The organism is Streptomyces sp. NPDC003248 (genome assembly GCF_055563235.1).
The window spans coordinates 553,679-569,862 of record NZ_JBVHDT010000003.1 but is presented as its reverse complement, the minus strand read 5'-3'; the positions used below and the strand labels follow the sequence as shown (position 1 = coordinate 569,862).

Sequence of the window (16,184 nt, the reverse complement as noted above, 5' to 3'; positions counted from 1 at the left end):
GAGCGGTCCTCGCGTGGCCGGGGACGGAGCGCACGAACGGCCGGAATGCGACCACGTACGTCCGGACACGCCCCGTTGACGACCGCGGGGGGCTGGGTCCTGTCGTCGCCTTCCTGGCTGCCCTCCGACCGCCCGGCCAGGTCCGGCATGGAGTCCGCTCGCGCCGGACGCCGGGCTCTCGCGGTGAGCGGCAGTACGCCCCGAGGAGGGTGTACAGGGCATGGATGTGCGGCGGGTGACCGATCTTCGTCGAAAACCTTGCAGGCTAGGTTTTCGTGTCCTATGTTCGCGGAGCGCCGGGACGACCCGGTGCAGCGAAGGAGCATCCATGACCCAGCGAAGCTGCCGGGACCTGCGCGTCGAGCACCTGTGCCGCCCCCTCGCGGTGGGTGCCGTCTCCCCGCGCTTCTCGTGGATCGCCGACCACGCGCAGACGGCGTACCGCCTCGTCGTGACGGATGCCTCGGGCTCCGTGATGTGGGACTCCGGCCGCGTCGACAGCTCCGAGACGTCGCTCGTCGCGTACGCCGGCCCGCCGCTCGCGGCCGGCGCCGACTTCGACTGGCGGGTCGAGAGCTGGTCGCGGGACAGCGTGCTCGACGGCGGTTCGGCCTTCGGCACGGCCCCCGACCTGGACGCGTGGAGCGCTCCGTGGGTCGAGCCCGTGCAGGTCTCCGCCGTCGTCGAGCGCTGGTCGCTCCTCGACTGGATCCGAGGCGGCGGCCCGTCGGCGCCGGTGGAGGAGCGCCTGCGTCCCGCGCACCTGCTGCGCCAGGCGTTCGTCCTCGACGAGGCTCCCGTCCGTGCCCGCCTGCACATGACGGCACGGGGCGTGTACACGGCCTGGCTGGGCGGCGAGCGCGTCGGTGACGAGGTGCTGGCGCCGGGCTTCGACAGCTACGCACACCGCATCAGCGTCCAGACGTACGACGTCACGCGGCAGCTGACCGCCGGTGAGAACGTGCTCGCGGTCGCCCTCGCCGACGGGTGGTGGGCGGGGCGCATCGGGCTCACGGGTTCGAGCGCGCAATTCGGCGACCGCACCTCCGTGACGTGGGAGCTGCACGCGGCGTTCGCCGACGGTCACACCCGCGTCATCCGCCCGGGCGCCTCCGACGTGCGCAGCGGCACGGGTCCGTGGCGGTACACGGACCTCTTCGTCGGAGAGTGCTACGACGCCCGCGCGCTCCCCGACGGATGGCGGGAACCCGGCTTCGACGACAGGGCGTGGACGCCTGTGGTCCAACGCGGCGTCGACGCCCGTGCCCTCGTGCCGTTCCGGGGCGAGCCCGTCCGCCGCGTCCAGGAGATCCCGGCGCGAACGGTCCGCGCCACGCCGGAGGGGTGGATCGCCGACTTCGGCCAGGTGATCGCCGGCCGCGTGCGCCTGACGCTGCCGGCCCTGCCGGCGGGCAGCCGCGTCGTCGTCGAGCACACGGAGACGCTGGACTCCGACGGCTCGTGGTTCGTCAACATCGACGGCATCAACAAGGAACAGACCGACGTCTTCGTCGCCGACGGCCAGGAAGCGGAGTGGGAACCCGAGTTCACCTTCCACGGCTTCCGGTACGCGCGTGTCCGCGGCGTCGACGAGCTGCGCCCGGAGGACGCCGTCGCCGTCGTCCTCTCGAGCGACCTGGAGCAGACCGGCCGCTTCTCGACCTCCGACGCCCGCCTCAACCGCCTGCACGAGAACGTCGTGTGGAGCCAGCGCGCCAACTTCCTCTCCATACCCACCGACTGCCCGCAGCGCGAACGCGCGGGATGGACGGGTGACCTTCAGGTGTTCGCACCCGCGGCGGCGAACAACGCGCTCGTCGCACCGTTCGTCTCGCGCTGGCTCGACAACCTGCGCTCCGACCAGCGCGCCGACGGACGCGTCACCATCACGTCGCCCTACTCCCCCTTCGACGCCGAGGCCGCGGAGCAGGCGACGGGCCTCGGCGGGATCGTCGCCGCCGCCGGGTGGAGCGACGCGATCGCGATCGTGCCGTGGACGCTCTACGAGCGGTACGGCGACATCCGGGTCCTGGAGGAGAACTACGACGCCGTCCTCTCCTGGATCGGCTACCAGACACGGACCGCGGCCGACGAACTGCCCGCCACGCTCGCCGCCGGGGACCTGTCGCCCGAGCGACGCGCCCGGCAGGCACTCCTGTACAACACGGGTGAACACTTCGGCGACTGGCTCACGCCCAGCACGATGGAGGGGCGGCCGACGCACGAGGCGATCGGCATCGCACCGGCGCTCACCTCCGAACTGGTCGCGCCGATGTTCCAGGCGCACACCCTGGCCCTGGCGTCGCGGACGGCGGAGGTCCTGAACCGGCCGGAGGCGGCAGCACTCGCCGCACGTGCCGCACGCGTGCGGGAGGCGTTCGCCGCGGAGTACGTCTCCGCGGACGGCGGGCTCCCCGTCCGGCTCCAGGGCATGTACGCCCTCGCGCTGGGCCTCGGCATGATTCCGGACGACCTGCGCGAGGCGGCGGGCGACCGGCTCGCCGAGCTGGTGCGCGAACGCGGCAACCGCCTCGACACGGGCTTCCTCTCCATGCCGTACCTCCTCGACGCGCTGTGGGACACCGGACACCGCGATCTCGCCCGCGCCGTGCTGTGGCAGAGCGAGGCGCCCTCCTGGCTCTCCCAGGTCGACCGCGGTGCGACGACGATCTGGGAGACCTGGGACGCGATCGCTCCCGACGGCGCCATCCGCGCGACGTCCTTCAACCACTACGCGTTCGGCTGCGTGGACGACTGGCTCTTCCGTCGGGTCGCCGGCATCACCCCCACAGCGCCCGGGTACCGCCGCGTGCGTATCGAGCCCGACCTCGACGCGGGCGTGACCCGAGTCGACGCCGCGGTCGGCACGCCCTACGGCGAGATCGCGGTGGTCTGGCGACGCACGCAGAAGACCGTGACCGTCCGGGTGACCGTGCCCTTCGGCGTCGAGGCCACCCTCGTCGTCGCGGGCGAGACCGTGCCGCTCGGACCGGGAACGACCGAGCGCGCCTGGGACCGTGTCGAGGAACGTGCCCGGGACCGTGACGAGGAACGTGCCCGGGACCGTGTCGAGGAACGTGCCCGGGACCGTGTCGAGGCACGCGCCCGGGACCGTGACGAGGAACGTGCCCGGGACCGTGTCGACGAAGGAGCCGAACCGTGTCCGCGGTGAACGGGAACGGCGTGCCGGGCCCGGCCGGCGTCCGCGTGCGCGCCCCGTTCCTCCGCGGGACCGAAGCCGGATCCGACGACCACCCCCGCTCTTCCCCCGCGGTCTCCCCGCCCTCGGTCACCGGCGTTCGCGGCCTGTCCGTCCGCGCCTCCTGCACGCCGACGGACCCCTGCCGTCCTCGGAGCGGCGGACCGGTCACGCCCGCCGGCGCCCCCCGCCGCGATGGCACGCGGTGCGCCGACGACGAGCGCGCCCCCTCGGCCGCTTTACCGCCGCGGCCCACAGCGGACGCCGGCCGGGGAGCCCGCGCTCGCGGGCGGGGAGGTGCACGCGCCGTGGCCGAGCCCGGATCGCCGCGAGGCCGCCGGCGCGCCGCACCGCCTCGCCCGGACGCCGGACACGTCCTGGGGCGGACCGCTGCCCCGCACCGACGCCGCTCGACGAACGCCCGGTCCCACCGGGCGCCTTCCCCTCACGGACAGTCCCTTCTCACGTCGCGTGGCTGACGGACCGCTCCTGACGGTGTGGTCCGGTCACGGCGACGAGGGCTGCCACGGACAGCGCGACCTTCGGAGTCCCGGGAACCTCCCGGGGCCCTGAGGGCGGCTCGACGTACCCCCGTGGGCCCGCGGCGGGGGCCCGGCATCCTCCCTGACGCCGCCCACGGCGACGACCACCTCGCCTTCCCCACCCGACGAGTCGCCCGCGAGAACGCGCGCCCCCTCGTCCACCCCGCCATCGACCGAGCCCGGGTCCGCATCGAACCGCGGCACCGAACCGGCTCCCCGATCCCGACACGCGCCACCCCTGTTCGAAGGAGAACACGATGTCCCGCGCTGTCCAGGCCGTGCCCAGCACGTCCGCCGAGCAGGCCGCAAGACCCCGCCCGGCCTTCCTCCTCCTGCTCGCCGCCGCCGTCGCGACCGTCTACGGCGTCCTGCTCTCGAACACCATCCTGACCCTGTCCCTCAAAGCCACGGAGATCGACGCGCAGGGCGCCACCACGGTGCTGTCCGTCGTCGTCGGCGTCGGCAGCGTGTTCTCCGTCGTCGGGTACCCCGTGGTGGGGCGGCTGAGCGACCGCTCCCTGTCGCGGCTGGGGCGGCGCCGGCCGTACCTCTTCGCGGGTGCGGTGCTGATCGCACTCGGTGCCGTCGTCACGGTGGCCGCGGTCGACGTGCTCACGCTCACCGCCGGATACATCGTCACGACGCTCGGCTCCGTCTCCGCGCTCGTCGCGTGCACCGCGCTCGTGCCCGACCAGTTCCCCCCGGCGGAGCGAGGGCTGCCGTCGGCCGTGCTCGGACTGGGCGCGCCGGTCGGCGCCGTCCTCGGTCTGTTCGTCGCGCAGCTCGTACAGCCGGACCTCGCCGCGATGTTCTTCCTGCCCGCCGGCATCGCGGTGGTCGCGGTGCTCGCCCTCGCCCTGACGGCACGTGATCGTCGCCTCACCCGCGACGAGCGCCCCGACTTCTCGGTGCGCGAGTTCCTCGGCACGTTCTGGGTGAACCCGGTGCGGCACCCGGCGTACGGCTGGGCCTGGTGCAGCCGCCTGATGATCTTCTTCGGCGTCGCCGCCGTCAACGGGTACCAGGCGTTCTACCTGATCATGGTGCACCACATCGACCCCGCCACGGTCGGTACCTCGATCTTCGTGGCGTCGCTCCTCTCCACCGGGCTCTCGCTCGTGTTCGCGCCGCTGTTCGGGAAGTTCTCGGACCTGGCCGGTCGCCGCAAGCCGTTCGTCATCGCGTCGGCGATCGTGTTCGCGGCCGGCCTCGGCATCACGGCGACCGCCACGACCTTTCCGATGTTCCTCGTCGCCGTGGCCGTCCTGGGCATCGGCCAGGGCGTCTACTTCGCCGTCGACTACGCGCTCGTCCTCGACGTGCTGCCGGACCCGGACAATCCCGCGAAGGACCTCGGCCTCATGAACCTCGCGAACTCGCTGCCGACGTCGATCGTCCCCGCCGTGGCGCCGGCCCTGCTCGCCCTCGGCGCGACCGCGTCGAACCCGCAGAACTTCACCACGCTCTTCCTGGCCGGCACCGCCGCGGCCGTGCTCGGCGCCCTGCTCATCCTGCCGATCAAGGGCGTGAAATGACCCTCTGACGGGGCGGCCGTCGGCGGGACCACCGGCCCACCCCACGGTCCGAACGGGACCCCTGGCCGCCCCCGCCGACAAAGCCACTCCGAGAACGGCCGCTACGGCCGCTACGGCCGCTACGCGACCCCGACCGCCCGCAGCCCCGCCGTGACCACCGCCGCCCCCACCACCACCGCCGGGAACGGCGCCCGCTTCCACGCCAGTACGGCCCCCACCAGCACCCCGGCCGGCCGCGCCCACCCGGCGAAGCCCCCGCCCTCGGTCAGCGCGCCCGTCGCCAGCAGGGCGACCAGCAGCACCACGGCCCCCGCCGACAGCAGTTCCCGCACCCGCGCGGGCAGTTCGACCCGCCCGTGCAGCGCGGGCCCGACCAGCCGGAAGGCGTACGTCCCCACCGCCAGCACCCCGATCACCGCGACGGCCGACGCACTCATACGGCGGCCCCCTCACGGCCGTACAGGAACAGCCCGGCGAGTGCCAGCAGCACCGGCACCCCGGCCGGGACGACGGGGGTCGCCGCGAGGGCGATCAGGGCGCCGAGGGCCGCCGGGCGCCGCAGGGGGCGGTTCGCGCGGAGGGACGGGAGGACCAGGGCCACCAGGACGGCGGGGAAGGCGGCGTCCAGGCCGTAGACGGCGGTGTCGCCGAGGGCGGTGCCGACGAGCGCCCCGGCGAGGACGCCCAGGTTCCACACGGCGAACAGGCCGAGGCCGGACACCCAGAAGGCGGCGCGGCGGCGCGCCGGATCCGGCTGGGCCAGGGCGAAGGCGACGGTCTCGTCCGTCACCAGGTGCGCGCCGAGCAGACGTGCCGCACGGCCGGGGCCGAGCAGGTCGGCGACGGCGAGGCTGAACGCGGCCGTCCGGGTGTTGAGGAGCAGTCCGGTGGCCGCCGCGGCGAACGGCCCGCCCCCGGCCAGCAGCACCCCGACCGCGCTGAACTGCGCCGAACCCGCGTACACCACCAGCGACATCACCACCGGCACCCAGACCGGCAGCCCCCCGGCGACGGAGAGCGCGCCGAACGAGACGCCGACGACCCCGCTCGCCACCCAGACGAGGGAACTGTCACGGACCAATGACCCGAACGAGTGAGTTCGGAGGAGCGAACGCATGTTTTCTACAATGAACAGACCCACTGGTGTTCGTCAAGGCGAACGAACGTACCGACGGAGCGAACGGCATGTCCGACGTCCCCGCCCGCCTCCCCCTCGACTGGATCGCCGCCTCCCTGCGGCGCGAGCGCACCCGCGCCGGGCTCTCCCTCTCCGAGCTGGCCAAACGGGCCGGCATCGCCAAGTCCACGCTGTCCCAACTGGAGGCGGCGGGCGGCAATCCGAGCATGGAGACCATCTGGGCGCTGGGCGTGGCGCTGGGGGTGCCGTTCAGCGCGCTGGTCGAACCGCCGGTGTCCGCCGTCCAGGTGATCCGCGCCGGGGAGGGGCCGACGGTCGCCTCGGAGCAGGCGCCGTACGTGGCGACCCTGCTGTCGGCCAGCCCGCCGGGCGCCCGGCGCGACCTCTACCACCTGCGGGCCGAGCCGGGGGCCGTAAGGGCCTCGGAACCGCACATTCCGGGCACGGTGGAGCACCTGATCGTGAGCACCGGACGGGTGAAGGCGGGGCCGGCCGGGGAAACGGTGGAGCTGGAACCCGGCGACTACATGACGTACCGGGGCGATGTGCCGCACTCGTACGAGGCGCTGGTGCCGGGCACGACGTTCGTGCTCGTGATGCAGCACGTGTGACGGGCGCGGAATTCGCCGGGAATTCACCTGAACGTAGAAGATCCGGGCGCGGGGAGGCGGGAAGGGGAGGCGGGAAGGGGAGGCGGGAAGGGGAGGCGGGAAGGGGAGGCGGGACGGGGCGGGAAAGGCAGGAGCCCCGCTGCCTTGCGGCACGGGGCTCCTTGGGTACTGCTCTCAGACTTGCGATCTCACGGGTGTGACGATCAGACGGGGGTGACGTTCTCCGCCTGCGGGCCCTTCGGACCCTGGGTCACGTCGAAGGAGACCTGCTGGTTCTCCTCGAGGGAACGGAAACCCTGCGCGTTGATCGCGGAGTAGTGGACGAAGACGTCGGGGCCGCCGCCTTCCTGGGCGATGAAGCCAAAGCCCTTTTCGGCGTTGAACCACTTCACGGTTCCGGTAGCCATAAGCCCTCCTTGGGCCCAAAGGGTTGCCCTGCTCCAGAACCCTGCAAGCGTGAAAGCAAGTGCCGCACAACTGCATACGTCTGAAAACGACGAGAGCCCGCGGTTACATGCTCCGCAGGCTCTGTACTGCAAGGGAAACCAAACTGCAACTTGCGGCGAGCCTAGCACGCGGGCAGCCGAAAGCAATAGAGGTCAAGATCACGTCACCCGGATGTTTGAAGATCCGGTGAAGGCGTTGACCCGGGGGCCGGAGTTCGGAGCGTACCGGACGGGGTCTAGTCTCGCGATGTGGACAATTCTCGCACCCGGCCGCGCGTCGGCCACATCCAGTTCCTGAACTGCCTGCCCCTGTACTGGGGGCTCGCGAGAACCGGCACCCTCCTCGACTTCGAACTGACCAAGGACACCCCGGAGAAGCTCAGCGAGCGGCTGGTCGCGGGCGAACTGGACATCGGCCCCGTCACCCTCGTCGAGTTCCTGAAGAACGCCGACGACCTGGTCGCCTTCCCCGACATCGCCGTCGGCTGCGACGGCCCGGTGATGTCCTGCGTGATCGTCTCCCAGGTCCCGCTGGACCGGCTGGACGGCGCCCGGGTCGCGCTCGGCTCGACCTCGCGCACCTCCGTGCGTCTCGCGCAGCTGCTGCTCTCCGACCGCTACGGCGTCCGGCCCGACTACTACACCTGCCCGCCCGACCTCAGCCTGATGATGCAGGAGGCGGAGGCGGCCGTCCTCATCGGCGACGCGGCGCTGCGGGCCAACCTGCTGGACGGCCCCCGCTACGGGCTCCAGGTGCACGACCTCGGGGCGCTGTGGAAGGAGTGGACCGGCCTGCCGTTCGTCTTCGCCGTGTGGGCCGCCCGCCGCGACTACCTCGCCCGCGAGCCGGAGATCACCCGCCAGGTCCACGAGGCCTTCCTCGCCTCCCGCAACCTCTCCCTGGACGAGGTCGGCAAGGTCGCCGAACAGGCCGCCCGCTGGGAGGCCTTCGACGAGCGGACCCTGGAGCAGTACTTCACCACGCTCGACTTCCGCTTCGGCGGACCGCAGTTGGAGGCCGTGACCGAGTTCGCCCGGCGCGTCGGGCCCACGACCGGCTTCCCGGCGGACGTGAAGGTGGACCTGCTCCAGCCCTGACGGCTCCCCGCGAAGTGCCGCCGTTCCGCCGCTGAGACCTCCCCCGCGAAGTGCCGCCGTTCCGCCCCTGGGATCCGGCGGGCCGGGCACTACCCTGCTGGGGAGTGAGGCGTTACGTGAGGCGTTACGGGGGAGAGGGGACGCCATGCAGCCGCTCGGAGCCGACGAACCCACCGAGGTGGGGCCCTACCGGCTGCTCGGCCGGCTCGGCTCCGGCGGGATGGGCCGCGTCTACCTGGGGCGCAGCGCCGGCGGCCGCACGGTCGCGGTGAAGATCGTGCACCCGCACCTCGCCCTCGACGAGGAGTTCCGCGCCCGCTTCCGGCGCGAGGTCGAGGCCGCCCGGCGGGTCGGGGGCGCCTGGACCGCGCCGGTGCTCGACGCCGACCCGGAGGCGGCCGTGCCCTGGGTCGCCACGGCGTACGCGGCGGGCCCCTCACTGGCGGCGGCCGTCGCCGGTACGGACGGGGGAGCGCTGCCCGAGCACACCGTACGGGTGCTGGGGGCGGGGCTGGCGGAGGCGCTGGTGACCGTCCACGGACTCGGACTCGTGCACCGGGACGTCAAGCCGTCCAACGTCCTGCTGACCGTCGACGGCCCCCTCCTGATCGACTTCGGCATCGCGCGCGCCACGGACGGCACGGCGTCGCTGACGTCCACCGGCGTCTCCGTCGGCTCGCCCGGCTACATGGCCCCCGAGCAGATCCTCGGCAAGGGCGTCACCGGCGCCGCCGACGTCTTCTCCCTCGGCGCGGTCCTGGCGTACGCGGCCACCGGCGAGCCGCCCTTCCGCGGCGACACCTCCGCCGCCCTCCTCTACAAGGTCGTCCACGAGGAGCCGGAGCTCGACGGACTCGGCGGTGTCCTGCGGGAGGTGGCCGAGGCCTGCCTGGCGAAGGACCCGCGCGCCCGGCCCGCCCCCGGGGACGTGGCCCGGCGGCTGGCCCCCGAGGGCGCCGCCCGGCTGGTGGCGGCCGGATGGCTGCCGGGGGCGGTGGTGGAACAGGTGGGGCGCAGCGCCGTACGGGTGCTGAACCTGGAGGGGACCGGGGCGGGGAACGGGGCGGGGAACGGCGCCGGAGCGGCCCCGCCGTGGGACTCGGCATCGGTCTCGACCGCGACCCCGGCCCTGGCACCCGGTCCGGTCTCCGGGCCCGTGGAGTTCAGCAGCCCTTCGGTGGGGCAGCCGCAACGACCCGTCACCGTCGGTGAGTTCGGGCCGCCCCCGGTGATGCCACCCCCCGTCATGCCACCCCCCGTCATGCCGCCTGCCGTCATGTCGCCCACCGAGACGCCGACCCCGGCGGACGCGGTCCCCGCGCCCCGCCACGGCGGTGACCGGCCCGGTGACCGGCCCGGTGACCGGTCCGGCGGCCGCCCCGGAAAGCTGTCCGTGAGCCTCGCGGCCACCGCCGGCCCCGGCGAGGCCGGCCGCGGACGCCGCCTGAGCTGCACCGTCGCCCTGGCGGTCGCGGGGGCACTGGCCGCGGTGACGGTGGGTTCGGTCTTCGTCCTCGACCTGCTGCCGGGATCGTCCGACAGCGGGCACGACTACGCCGACGGCGCCCCCACCTCCACATCCCCCACGGCCACGGAGCTCCCCGGCTCCGGCGACGGCGAGGGCGACGACCCCGGCGCCGGCGAGGGCACCGCCACGCCCACCGCCGCCCTCCCGGCCGGCTACCTCGGCACCTGGGAGGGCCAGGCCGCCGGCCTCGACGGCCAACTCCCCATGGGCACCTTCCGGGTGACCGTCCACCAGGCGGCCGTGGGCCAGGAACTGGGAGAGATGCGCCAGACCGACCTCCTGGGCGCGGTCTGCGTGGACGTCCTCACGTTGAAGCAGGTGACGGAGAAGGAGGTGGTCGCCACCGCGAAGGGCGCCACCACCAACCACGCCGGCTGCAACCCCGACCCCCACACCGTCCACCTGACCCCGACGGACGACGACCTGACGTACACCTCGGACAGCGATGCGGAGGGGCGGCCGGTGGCGCGGATGGCGCGGGTGGACTAGCAGGACGGGAACAGGTACGGATCCGGCCACGACGTCGGCGTGGGCCGCGGCATGCACGGGAAGGAGCGGGTGCGGCGGGCCGAACTGCCGATGATCACCCGGCCGCGGGCCACGGGAACGAGCGCATGGCGGTGACCGAGCGGCCGACAGAAGCGGAGTGCGCTGCCGGATTCGCCGCAGGGGCACAGACTGTCGTCCTGTACCCGGCGGAGGAGCGCATCCCAGCGCGTACTGGCTGGTGACCTCTACCGGCCTGGTGACCCGCGCTCGTCTCCTGGCTTCGGACGACGAGCCGCCCGTGTACTCCCTCGACGCCGTCGAGGACGCGGTGCCCGAACTTCCCGAAGCGCGCGTCATGCAGCCTTCCGGAGATCGTGCGTGAGCAGCTCGTCCCGACGCCGACCGCCAGGGACTTCCTGTCGGCTGTGCATGCTCACGGTCAGAACGAGAACAACTGCGCTGATGCGGTTCTCGGTGAGGACGTGGGAACTCCGCTGGACAGCGCCCGTGTGCACCTCTCCGAGTGGGAGAGGATGGTCCGCCGAATGCAATCGGGCTGGCAGCCGACCGGCCGCTATCCAGTCGAGCTGTACCGAGAGGCCCTGCGGTCACGGGACCAGATCACGCTCCTGGCGGAAAACATCGCGCAACATGTGGCTGTCCTTCTCGGCCGGGCGGGGATGGTGGTGGCAACGCAAACCTGTTGTTCTGCCCTGGAGCGACAGCTGATTCTGATCGGCGGCCCGGTGAGGGATGACCAGAAGCAATGGAAAGGCAAGTTCGGTTCGCGGGCGGCATCCTGAACGGGCCGTGACCGCTGTGCGTCCGGGCCTTCGTGACGGGCCTTCGTGACGGGTCGTCGCGTCCCGGCCGCGGCACGGGAAACATCCGTCCAGGAGATCGACGTCTCGGTACGCTCGACGCACCACTGCGACTTCGACGGGAAGGCCGGCGTCATGACCGAACTCACGTCGGTCGACGCCGCGCTGATCGTCGTCGCGGCGCTCTGGGGGGTGGTGGCGGGTGCGCTGCTGCCGCGGGCGGTCTACCGGTTCTCGGTGGAGCTGCCCCCGGAGGAGGAGAGGGAGGAGCAGCAGGCCGAGGGGGCCGAGGGGGCCGCGCCGGCCCCGGTCCAGGAGGGCTGGCGGAGCACCTGTCCGGGCGGACACCCGATCAGGGGCTGGCTCGGCCCGGCCCGCTGCCCCGACTGCGCCGCCGCCCCCTCCCCGCCCGCACCCCACGCCCCCGGCGCCGCCCCGCCTGCCTCCCGCACTCCCGGCGCCGCCCCACCAGCCCCCCGCACCCCCAGCGCCGCCCCCTCCGCCCGTTACGGCCCCGGCGCAGCCGGTCTCGCCGTCGGCACCGCGTTCGTCTGCGCCCTCGCCGCCGTCGCCACGGGGCTCCGGCCCGAGCTGGTCGTCTGGCTGCTGCTCGCGCCCGTCGGCGTGCTGCTCGCGGTCGTCGACCTGCGGGTGCGGCGGCTGCCCGACCCGCTCACCCTCCCGCTCGCCGCGGCCGCCCTCGCCCTGCTCGGCGGGGCCGCGCTGCTGCCCGAGCACGCCGGGGACTGGACGACGGCCCTGCTCGGGTCGCTCGCGCTCGGCGCCGGCTATCTCGTCCTGCACCTGATCAACCCGGCCGGCATGGGCTTCGGCGACGTGAAGCTGGCGCTCGGCGCGGGCGCCGTACTCGGCTGGTACGGCTGGGCCGCGGTCATGCTGGGCACGTTCGCCGGGTTCCTGCTGGGCGCGCTGTACGGGGGCGCGCTCGTCGTCGCGGGCCGGGCGGGACGCGGGACGACCATCCCGTTCGGGCCGTTCCTGATCGCGGGGGCGTTCGCGGGGCTGCTGACCGGTGCGTACGCGGCCTGAAGTCCGGTGGTGCGAAAGGCTGGCGTAGGCTGGTTCGGTCCGTCCACAACCCTTGACGAAAGGGACGCCCCGGTGACCGAGAAGGCCGACCTCCAGTCCGTCCTCGACCGTGCCGCCGAGGGCGGGCGGATCACGCCAGAGGAGGCGCTCGACCTCTACCGCGACGCGCCCCTGCACGCGCTGGGCGCCGCCGCCGACGCCGTACGCCGCCGCCAGTACGCCGGGACCGAGCACATCGCGACGTACATCATCGAGCGGAACATCAACTACACCAACGTGTGCGTCACGGCGTGCAAGTTCTGCGCCTTCTACGCGGCCCCCAAGGACAAGGACAAGGGCTGGACCCGCGACCTCGACGACATCCTGCGCCGGTGCGCGGAGACCGTCGAGCTGGGCGGCACCCAGATCATGTTCCAGGGCGGACACCACCCCGACTACGGCGTGGAGTACTACGAGAGGCACTTCTCCGCCATCAAGAAGGAGTTCCCGCAGCTCGTCATCCACAGCCTGGGGGCGAGCGAGGTCGAGCACATGGCGCGGATCTCGAAGGTGTCGGTCGAGGAGGCCATCACCCGGATCCACCAGGCCGGGCTGGACTCCTTCGCCGGCGCCGGCGCCGAACTGCTGCCGGCCCGCCCGCGCAAGGCGATCGCCCCGCTGAAGGAGTCCGGCGAGCGCTGGCTGGAGATCATGGAGGCGGCCCACAACCTCGGCGTCGAGTCCACCTCCACCATGCTCATGGGCACGGGCGAGACGAACGCCGAGCGCATCGAGCACCTGCGGATGATCCGTGACGTGCAGGACCGCACGGGCGGCTTCCGGGCCTTCATCCCGTACACGTACCAGCCCGAGAACAACCACCTGAAGGGCCGCACCCAGGCGACCCTCTTCGAGTACCTGCGGATGATCTCCATCGCCCGCCTCTTCCTCGACAACGTCCGCCACATCCAGGGCTCCTGGCTGACGACGGGCAAGGAGGTCGGCCAGCTGTCCCTGCACTACGGCGCGGACGACCTCGGCTCGATCATGCTGGAGGAGAACGTCGTCTCCTCGGCCGGCGCCAAGCACCGCTCCAACCGCCTGGAGATCATCGACCTGATCAGGAAGGCGGGCCGCGTCCCGGCGCAGCGCTCCACGACGTACGAGCACCTCGTCGTCCACGACGACCCGGCGAACGACCCCGTCGACGAGCGCGTCGTCTCCCACATCTCGTCGACCGCGATCGAGGGCGGTACGGCCCACCCCGAGCTGAAGCTCCTCGCCGCCAACTAGCCGCCCGATGCTCACGATCCACGCGGACTCCAGGGGCCGGGCGTTCGCCGTCGACGGCGCCCGCATCGCCGAGGCGGGCCCGCTGGAGAAGCTCCTCGCCGACCGCCCGCGGGCCCGGGTGCGCCGGTGGCCCGGCATCCTCACCCCCGGGCTGGTCAACCCCTACGGCACCGAGCTGCTGGAGGAGACGTACCACCCCGATCCGCGGGAGGCCGACGAGCTCGGCACCGAGCCGCTGACCGGGGACGCGCTCACCGCGCTGGCCATGGACGACGCCCGCTGGGGCGCGAGCGCGCGGCGCGGGGTGCAGCGCATGCTGGCGCACGGCACGGTCGCCGCGGCCTGCGGGAGCTTCCGCAACCGGGCCGTACGGGACGCCGTGCGCCGCTCCGGCCTCGGGGTGGTGGACCGGATCGGGCGGCCCCCCGGGGCGCCCTCGCTCGACCCGTACGCGGGCGGGCGGCCGGGGGAGTTCGCGCCCGCCAGGGAGAGCGGTTCCGCCGCCCGGTTCGCCGTCTTCGACGTGCCGGACGAGGCCGCCCTCGCCGAACGCGGCGCCGCGACCTGCGTGGCCACCGTCATCGACGGACGCCTCGTGTACCGCCGGCGCTGAGCGGGCGGTACGCCGGGACGGCCGACGCTCAGCGGGCGGTACGCCGGGACGACCGGTCCCGGCCCGCCTGCTCGCCTGCTCGCCTACTCGCCCGCGAAGGCCTCGGCGAACGCCCCGTCCTCCTGCTCGACCCCGCTGCACGTGGTCAGCGCGTCCTCCGTGGAGGCGCCGTCCTCGCACTGCGTGTCGCGGAAGGTCACCCACATCGACACCCAGGAGATGCCGTTCTCCTCGGCGAACGTCCGTACCTCGGCGGCGTCGGCGAGCGTGAACGTCTCGTTGTCGACGTCGTTCACGCCGATCATCGAGGTGAGCGCCATGCCCTTCCAGGCCGCCTCGTCCGACGTGCCGAACATGTCCTTCAGCTGGGTGTGCGCGGCCGTGGCCGAGGTGATCGCGTACTCGCCCATGTCCCCGGTGTACGACGAGCCGTAGTTCATCGTCATCAGGTTGATGGTGGACACCTGGACGTCGTACTTGTTCGCCGACGTCAGCAGCGCGAGGGTGTCGGAGTCCAGCCCGGACGGCATCACCGGGACGGTGAAGGAGACCTCCAGGTCCGGCCGGTCCGCCTGGAGTTGGGCGATCGCCTGCGACCGCAGGGCGATCGACGCCGAGTCCGTCAGATCGTCGCCCTCGATGTCGAAGTCGGCCTTCGTGGAACCGGCCGCGTCGAGGGCCGCGCCGTACGCCTCCGCCAGCTCCGACACGCTGTCACAGGTCGCGGCCAGCTCGTCGCCGGAGGCCCCGCCGAAGGAGACGCGGACGGAGGCGCCCGTGTCCGTGAGCTTCGCTATGCGGGACGCCACGGTCGTGTCGTCGATCGCGTGCGTGCCGTTCCACTCCGGCGTACAACTGCTGCTGTCCGAGATGACGAACGCCAGGTTGTAGGTCGAGGGCGAGCCCGTCGAGTCGGTGTCGTAGGACGTGGTGGCGCTCACATAAGGGGCGTAGGTGGTGCCCGAGGACGCCGTGGCGCTCTCGGACGGGGAGGCCGTCGCGGATTGTTCGGGCGTCGCGGGTGCTGCGTCCGACGAGTCGTCGGACCCCGCGGAGCATCCCGCCGTGGCCAGGGCAAACAAGCAAGTGAGCCCGGCCGCCGGCTTCAGGAGACTCCTCATTGCGCATGCACCCGCTCTCGTGATTTCTGTCTCAGGATGGAAACAAAGTGTGGTGTCGAAGTGGAAATGTCTCACATGCGGGCGGCCCGCGCGGGGGTCCTCAGGGCATGGACAGCCGGTGGACATAAGGGCCCAAAGATGGTTCATTTTCCACCTGAAAGGGGCAAATGGCCCTGCCTTCCGGTCGGTAGGCCGCATGGGGGGCCGGTGGGACTCTCAGGCAAGAGACAGGTTCGGCCGTTCCTCATGGCTGCCTCACATGAAGTACAGAGTTTGGATCACATAAACGCTCCCTAATCTCTGTGGAATGCATTCCGAGCCTGGTATCGAAAGCCGTGCGGCCGCTCGCGGTCGCCGTCGCAAACGCGGCAGCGACTCCGCGGAAGGGCCCGTGTTCGTCGACAACTCCGGACGCAGGTCGAAGCTGCTGCGCCGGATCGGCCTCCTCATCAGCGTCGGCTGTCTCGCCTACGCGGGCGTCCTCGGCGCCGCGTTCATGGGCTGGGGCACCTCGCTGACCCCGTCCTCGCTGCTGCCGTTCGGCGGGAGCGGCCAGGGTGCCCAGGGCGGTCAGGGACCCGCCGGCATCCGCCCGGACGGCGGCGTGGGCAACCAGGTCGGCCTGCCCGGCACCACCCCGCCCTCGGGCACCGCCTCACCGTCCCCGTCCGCCTCAGCGACCGCCAACTGACGCCCACACCGACCGGAACGCAGCCACCCT

General features: G+C 72.7%; 14 protein-coding genes. 10 read left to right on the top strand and 4 right to left on the bottom strand.

Annotated elements, in window-relative coordinates:
• Window positions 1–328 precede the first annotated feature (328 nt).
• Window positions 329–3,172: a family 78 glycoside hydrolase catalytic domain gene (locus tag ACZ3KJ_RS11380; protein WP_467526264.1), complete on the top strand. Its 2,844-nt coding sequence runs from the start codon at window positions 329–331 to the stop codon at window positions 3,170–3,172.
• A gap of 826 nt (window positions 3,173–3,998) precedes the next feature.
• Window positions 3,999–5,276, top strand: a complete 1,278-nt coding sequence (locus tag ACZ3KJ_RS11375; protein ID WP_467526263.1) for an MFS transporter — start codon at window positions 3,999–4,001, stop codon at window positions 5,274–5,276.
• 119 nt (window positions 5,277–5,395) lie between these two features.
• On the opposite strand, the gene ACZ3KJ_RS11370 is transcribed toward ACZ3KJ_RS11375, so the two are convergent.
• Together ACZ3KJ_RS11370 and ACZ3KJ_RS11365 are read right to left on the bottom strand one after the other, a co-directional pair.
• The gene (locus ACZ3KJ_RS11370) at window positions 5,396–5,713 is read right to left on the bottom strand and encodes an AzlD domain-containing protein (RefSeq protein WP_467526262.1); all 318 of its coding nucleotides are present in this window, start codon (window positions 5,711–5,713) and stop codon (window positions 5,396–5,398) included.
• Complete coding sequence (locus ACZ3KJ_RS11365) at window positions 5,710–6,393, bottom strand: AzlC family ABC transporter permease (protein WP_467526261.1); 684 nt, start codon at window positions 6,391–6,393, stop codon at window positions 5,710–5,712. The genes ACZ3KJ_RS11370 and ACZ3KJ_RS11365 overlap by 4 nt, the downstream gene beginning before the upstream one ends.
• A 68-nt stretch (window positions 6,394–6,461) precedes the next feature.
• Here ACZ3KJ_RS11365 and ACZ3KJ_RS11360 point away from each other — a divergent pair, with 68 nt between their 5' ends.
• Window positions 6,462–7,025: a helix-turn-helix domain-containing protein gene (locus ACZ3KJ_RS11360; protein ID WP_389513046.1), complete on the top strand. Its 564-nt coding sequence runs from the start codon at window positions 6,462–6,464 to the stop codon at window positions 7,023–7,025.
• A gap of 203 nt (window positions 7,026–7,228) precedes the next feature.
• Here the strand turns inward: ACZ3KJ_RS11360 and ACZ3KJ_RS11355 are convergent, their stop codons facing one another.
• Window positions 7,229–7,432: a cold-shock protein gene (locus ACZ3KJ_RS11355; protein WP_003974443.1), complete on the bottom strand. Its 204-nt coding sequence runs from the start codon at window positions 7,430–7,432 to the stop codon at window positions 7,229–7,231.
• Window positions 7,433–7,720: 288 nt separating this feature from the next.
• On the opposite strand from ACZ3KJ_RS11355, the gene ACZ3KJ_RS11350 reads away from it, so the two are divergent.
• From ACZ3KJ_RS11350 to ACZ3KJ_RS11325, 6 genes are all read left to right on the top strand, one after another.
• On the top strand, window positions 7,721–8,569 hold the full coding sequence (locus ACZ3KJ_RS11350) for a menaquinone biosynthetic enzyme MqnA/MqnD family protein (protein ID WP_467526260.1): 849 nt from the start codon (window positions 7,721–7,723) through the stop codon (window positions 8,567–8,569).
• A 145-nt stretch (window positions 8,570–8,714) separates the two neighbouring features.
• On the top strand, window positions 8,715–10,586 hold the full coding sequence (locus tag ACZ3KJ_RS11345; protein WP_467526259.1) for a serine/threonine-protein kinase: 1,872 nt from the start codon (window positions 8,715–8,717) through the stop codon (window positions 10,584–10,586).
• 374 nt (window positions 10,587–10,960) lie between these two features.
• A complete protein-coding gene (locus ACZ3KJ_RS11340) occupies window positions 10,961–11,389 on the top strand; it encodes a hypothetical protein (protein ID WP_467526258.1) in 429 nt (142 codons plus the stop codon).
• A gap of 153 nt (window positions 11,390–11,542) precedes the next feature.
• Window positions 11,543–12,457, top strand: a complete 915-nt coding sequence (locus ACZ3KJ_RS11335; protein ID WP_467526257.1) for a prepilin peptidase — start codon at window positions 11,543–11,545, stop codon at window positions 12,455–12,457.
• A gap of 72 nt (window positions 12,458–12,529) precedes the next feature.
• Window positions 12,530–13,729, top strand: coding sequence for a cyclic dehypoxanthinyl futalosine synthase (gene mqnC, locus ACZ3KJ_RS11330; protein ID WP_467526256.1), 1,200 nt, complete (start codon window positions 12,530–12,532; stop codon window positions 13,727–13,729).
• A 7-nt stretch (window positions 13,730–13,736) separates the two neighbouring features.
• On the top strand, window positions 13,737–14,342 hold the full coding sequence (locus tag ACZ3KJ_RS11325; RefSeq protein ID WP_467526255.1) for a hypothetical protein: 606 nt from the start codon (window positions 13,737–13,739) through the stop codon (window positions 14,340–14,342).
• Window positions 14,343–14,425: 83 nt separating this feature from the next.
• Here the strand turns inward: ACZ3KJ_RS11325 and ACZ3KJ_RS11320 are convergent, their stop codons facing one another.
• On the bottom strand, window positions 14,426–15,463 hold the full coding sequence (locus tag ACZ3KJ_RS11320) for a chitinase (protein WP_467526254.1): 1,038 nt from the start codon (window positions 15,461–15,463) through the stop codon (window positions 14,426–14,428).
• 391 nt (window positions 15,464–15,854) lie between these two features.
• On the opposite strand from ACZ3KJ_RS11320, the gene ACZ3KJ_RS11315 reads away from it, so the two are divergent.
• Window positions 15,855–16,154, top strand: coding sequence for a hypothetical protein (locus ACZ3KJ_RS11315; RefSeq protein WP_389513062.1), 300 nt, complete (start codon window positions 15,855–15,857; stop codon window positions 16,152–16,154).
• The last annotated feature ends 30 nt before the right edge of the window (window positions 16,155–16,184 follow it).

What these genes read in the sequence shown, in the direction of transcription:
- ACZ3KJ_RS11380 (WP_467526264.1), top strand. Translation starts at nt 329, where the DNA reads ATGACCCAGCGAAGCTGCCGGGACCTGCGCGTCGAGCACCTGTGCCGC.
- ACZ3KJ_RS11375 (WP_467526263.1), top strand. Translation starts at nt 3,999, where the DNA reads ATGTCCCGCGCTGTCCAGGCCGTGCCCAGCACGTCCGCCGAGCAGGCC.
- ACZ3KJ_RS11370 (WP_467526262.1), bottom strand. Translation starts at nt 5,713, where the DNA reads ATGAGTGCGTCGGCCGTCGCGGTGATCGGGGTGCTGGCGGTGGGGACG.
- ACZ3KJ_RS11365 (WP_467526261.1), bottom strand. Translation starts at nt 6,393, where the DNA reads ATGCGTTCGCTCCTCCGAACTCACTCGTTCGGGTCATTGGTCCGTGAC.
- ACZ3KJ_RS11360 (WP_389513046.1), top strand. Translation starts at nt 6,462, where the DNA reads ATGTCCGACGTCCCCGCCCGCCTCCCCCTCGACTGGATCGCCGCCTCC.
- ACZ3KJ_RS11355 (WP_003974443.1), bottom strand. Translation starts at nt 7,432, where the DNA reads ATGGCTACCGGAACCGTGAAGTGGTTCAACGCCGAAAAGGGCTTTGGC.
- ACZ3KJ_RS11345 (WP_467526259.1), top strand. Translation starts at nt 8,715, where the DNA reads ATGCAGCCGCTCGGAGCCGACGAACCCACCGAGGTGGGGCCCTACCGG.
- ACZ3KJ_RS11335 (WP_467526257.1), top strand. Translation starts at nt 11,543, where the DNA reads ATGACCGAACTCACGTCGGTCGACGCCGCGCTGATCGTCGTCGCGGCG.
- ACZ3KJ_RS11325 (WP_467526255.1), top strand. Translation starts at nt 13,737, where the DNA reads ATGCTCACGATCCACGCGGACTCCAGGGGCCGGGCGTTCGCCGTCGAC.
- ACZ3KJ_RS11320 (WP_467526254.1), bottom strand. Translation starts at nt 15,463, where the DNA reads ATGAGGAGTCTCCTGAAGCCGGCGGCCGGGCTCACTTGCTTGTTTGCC.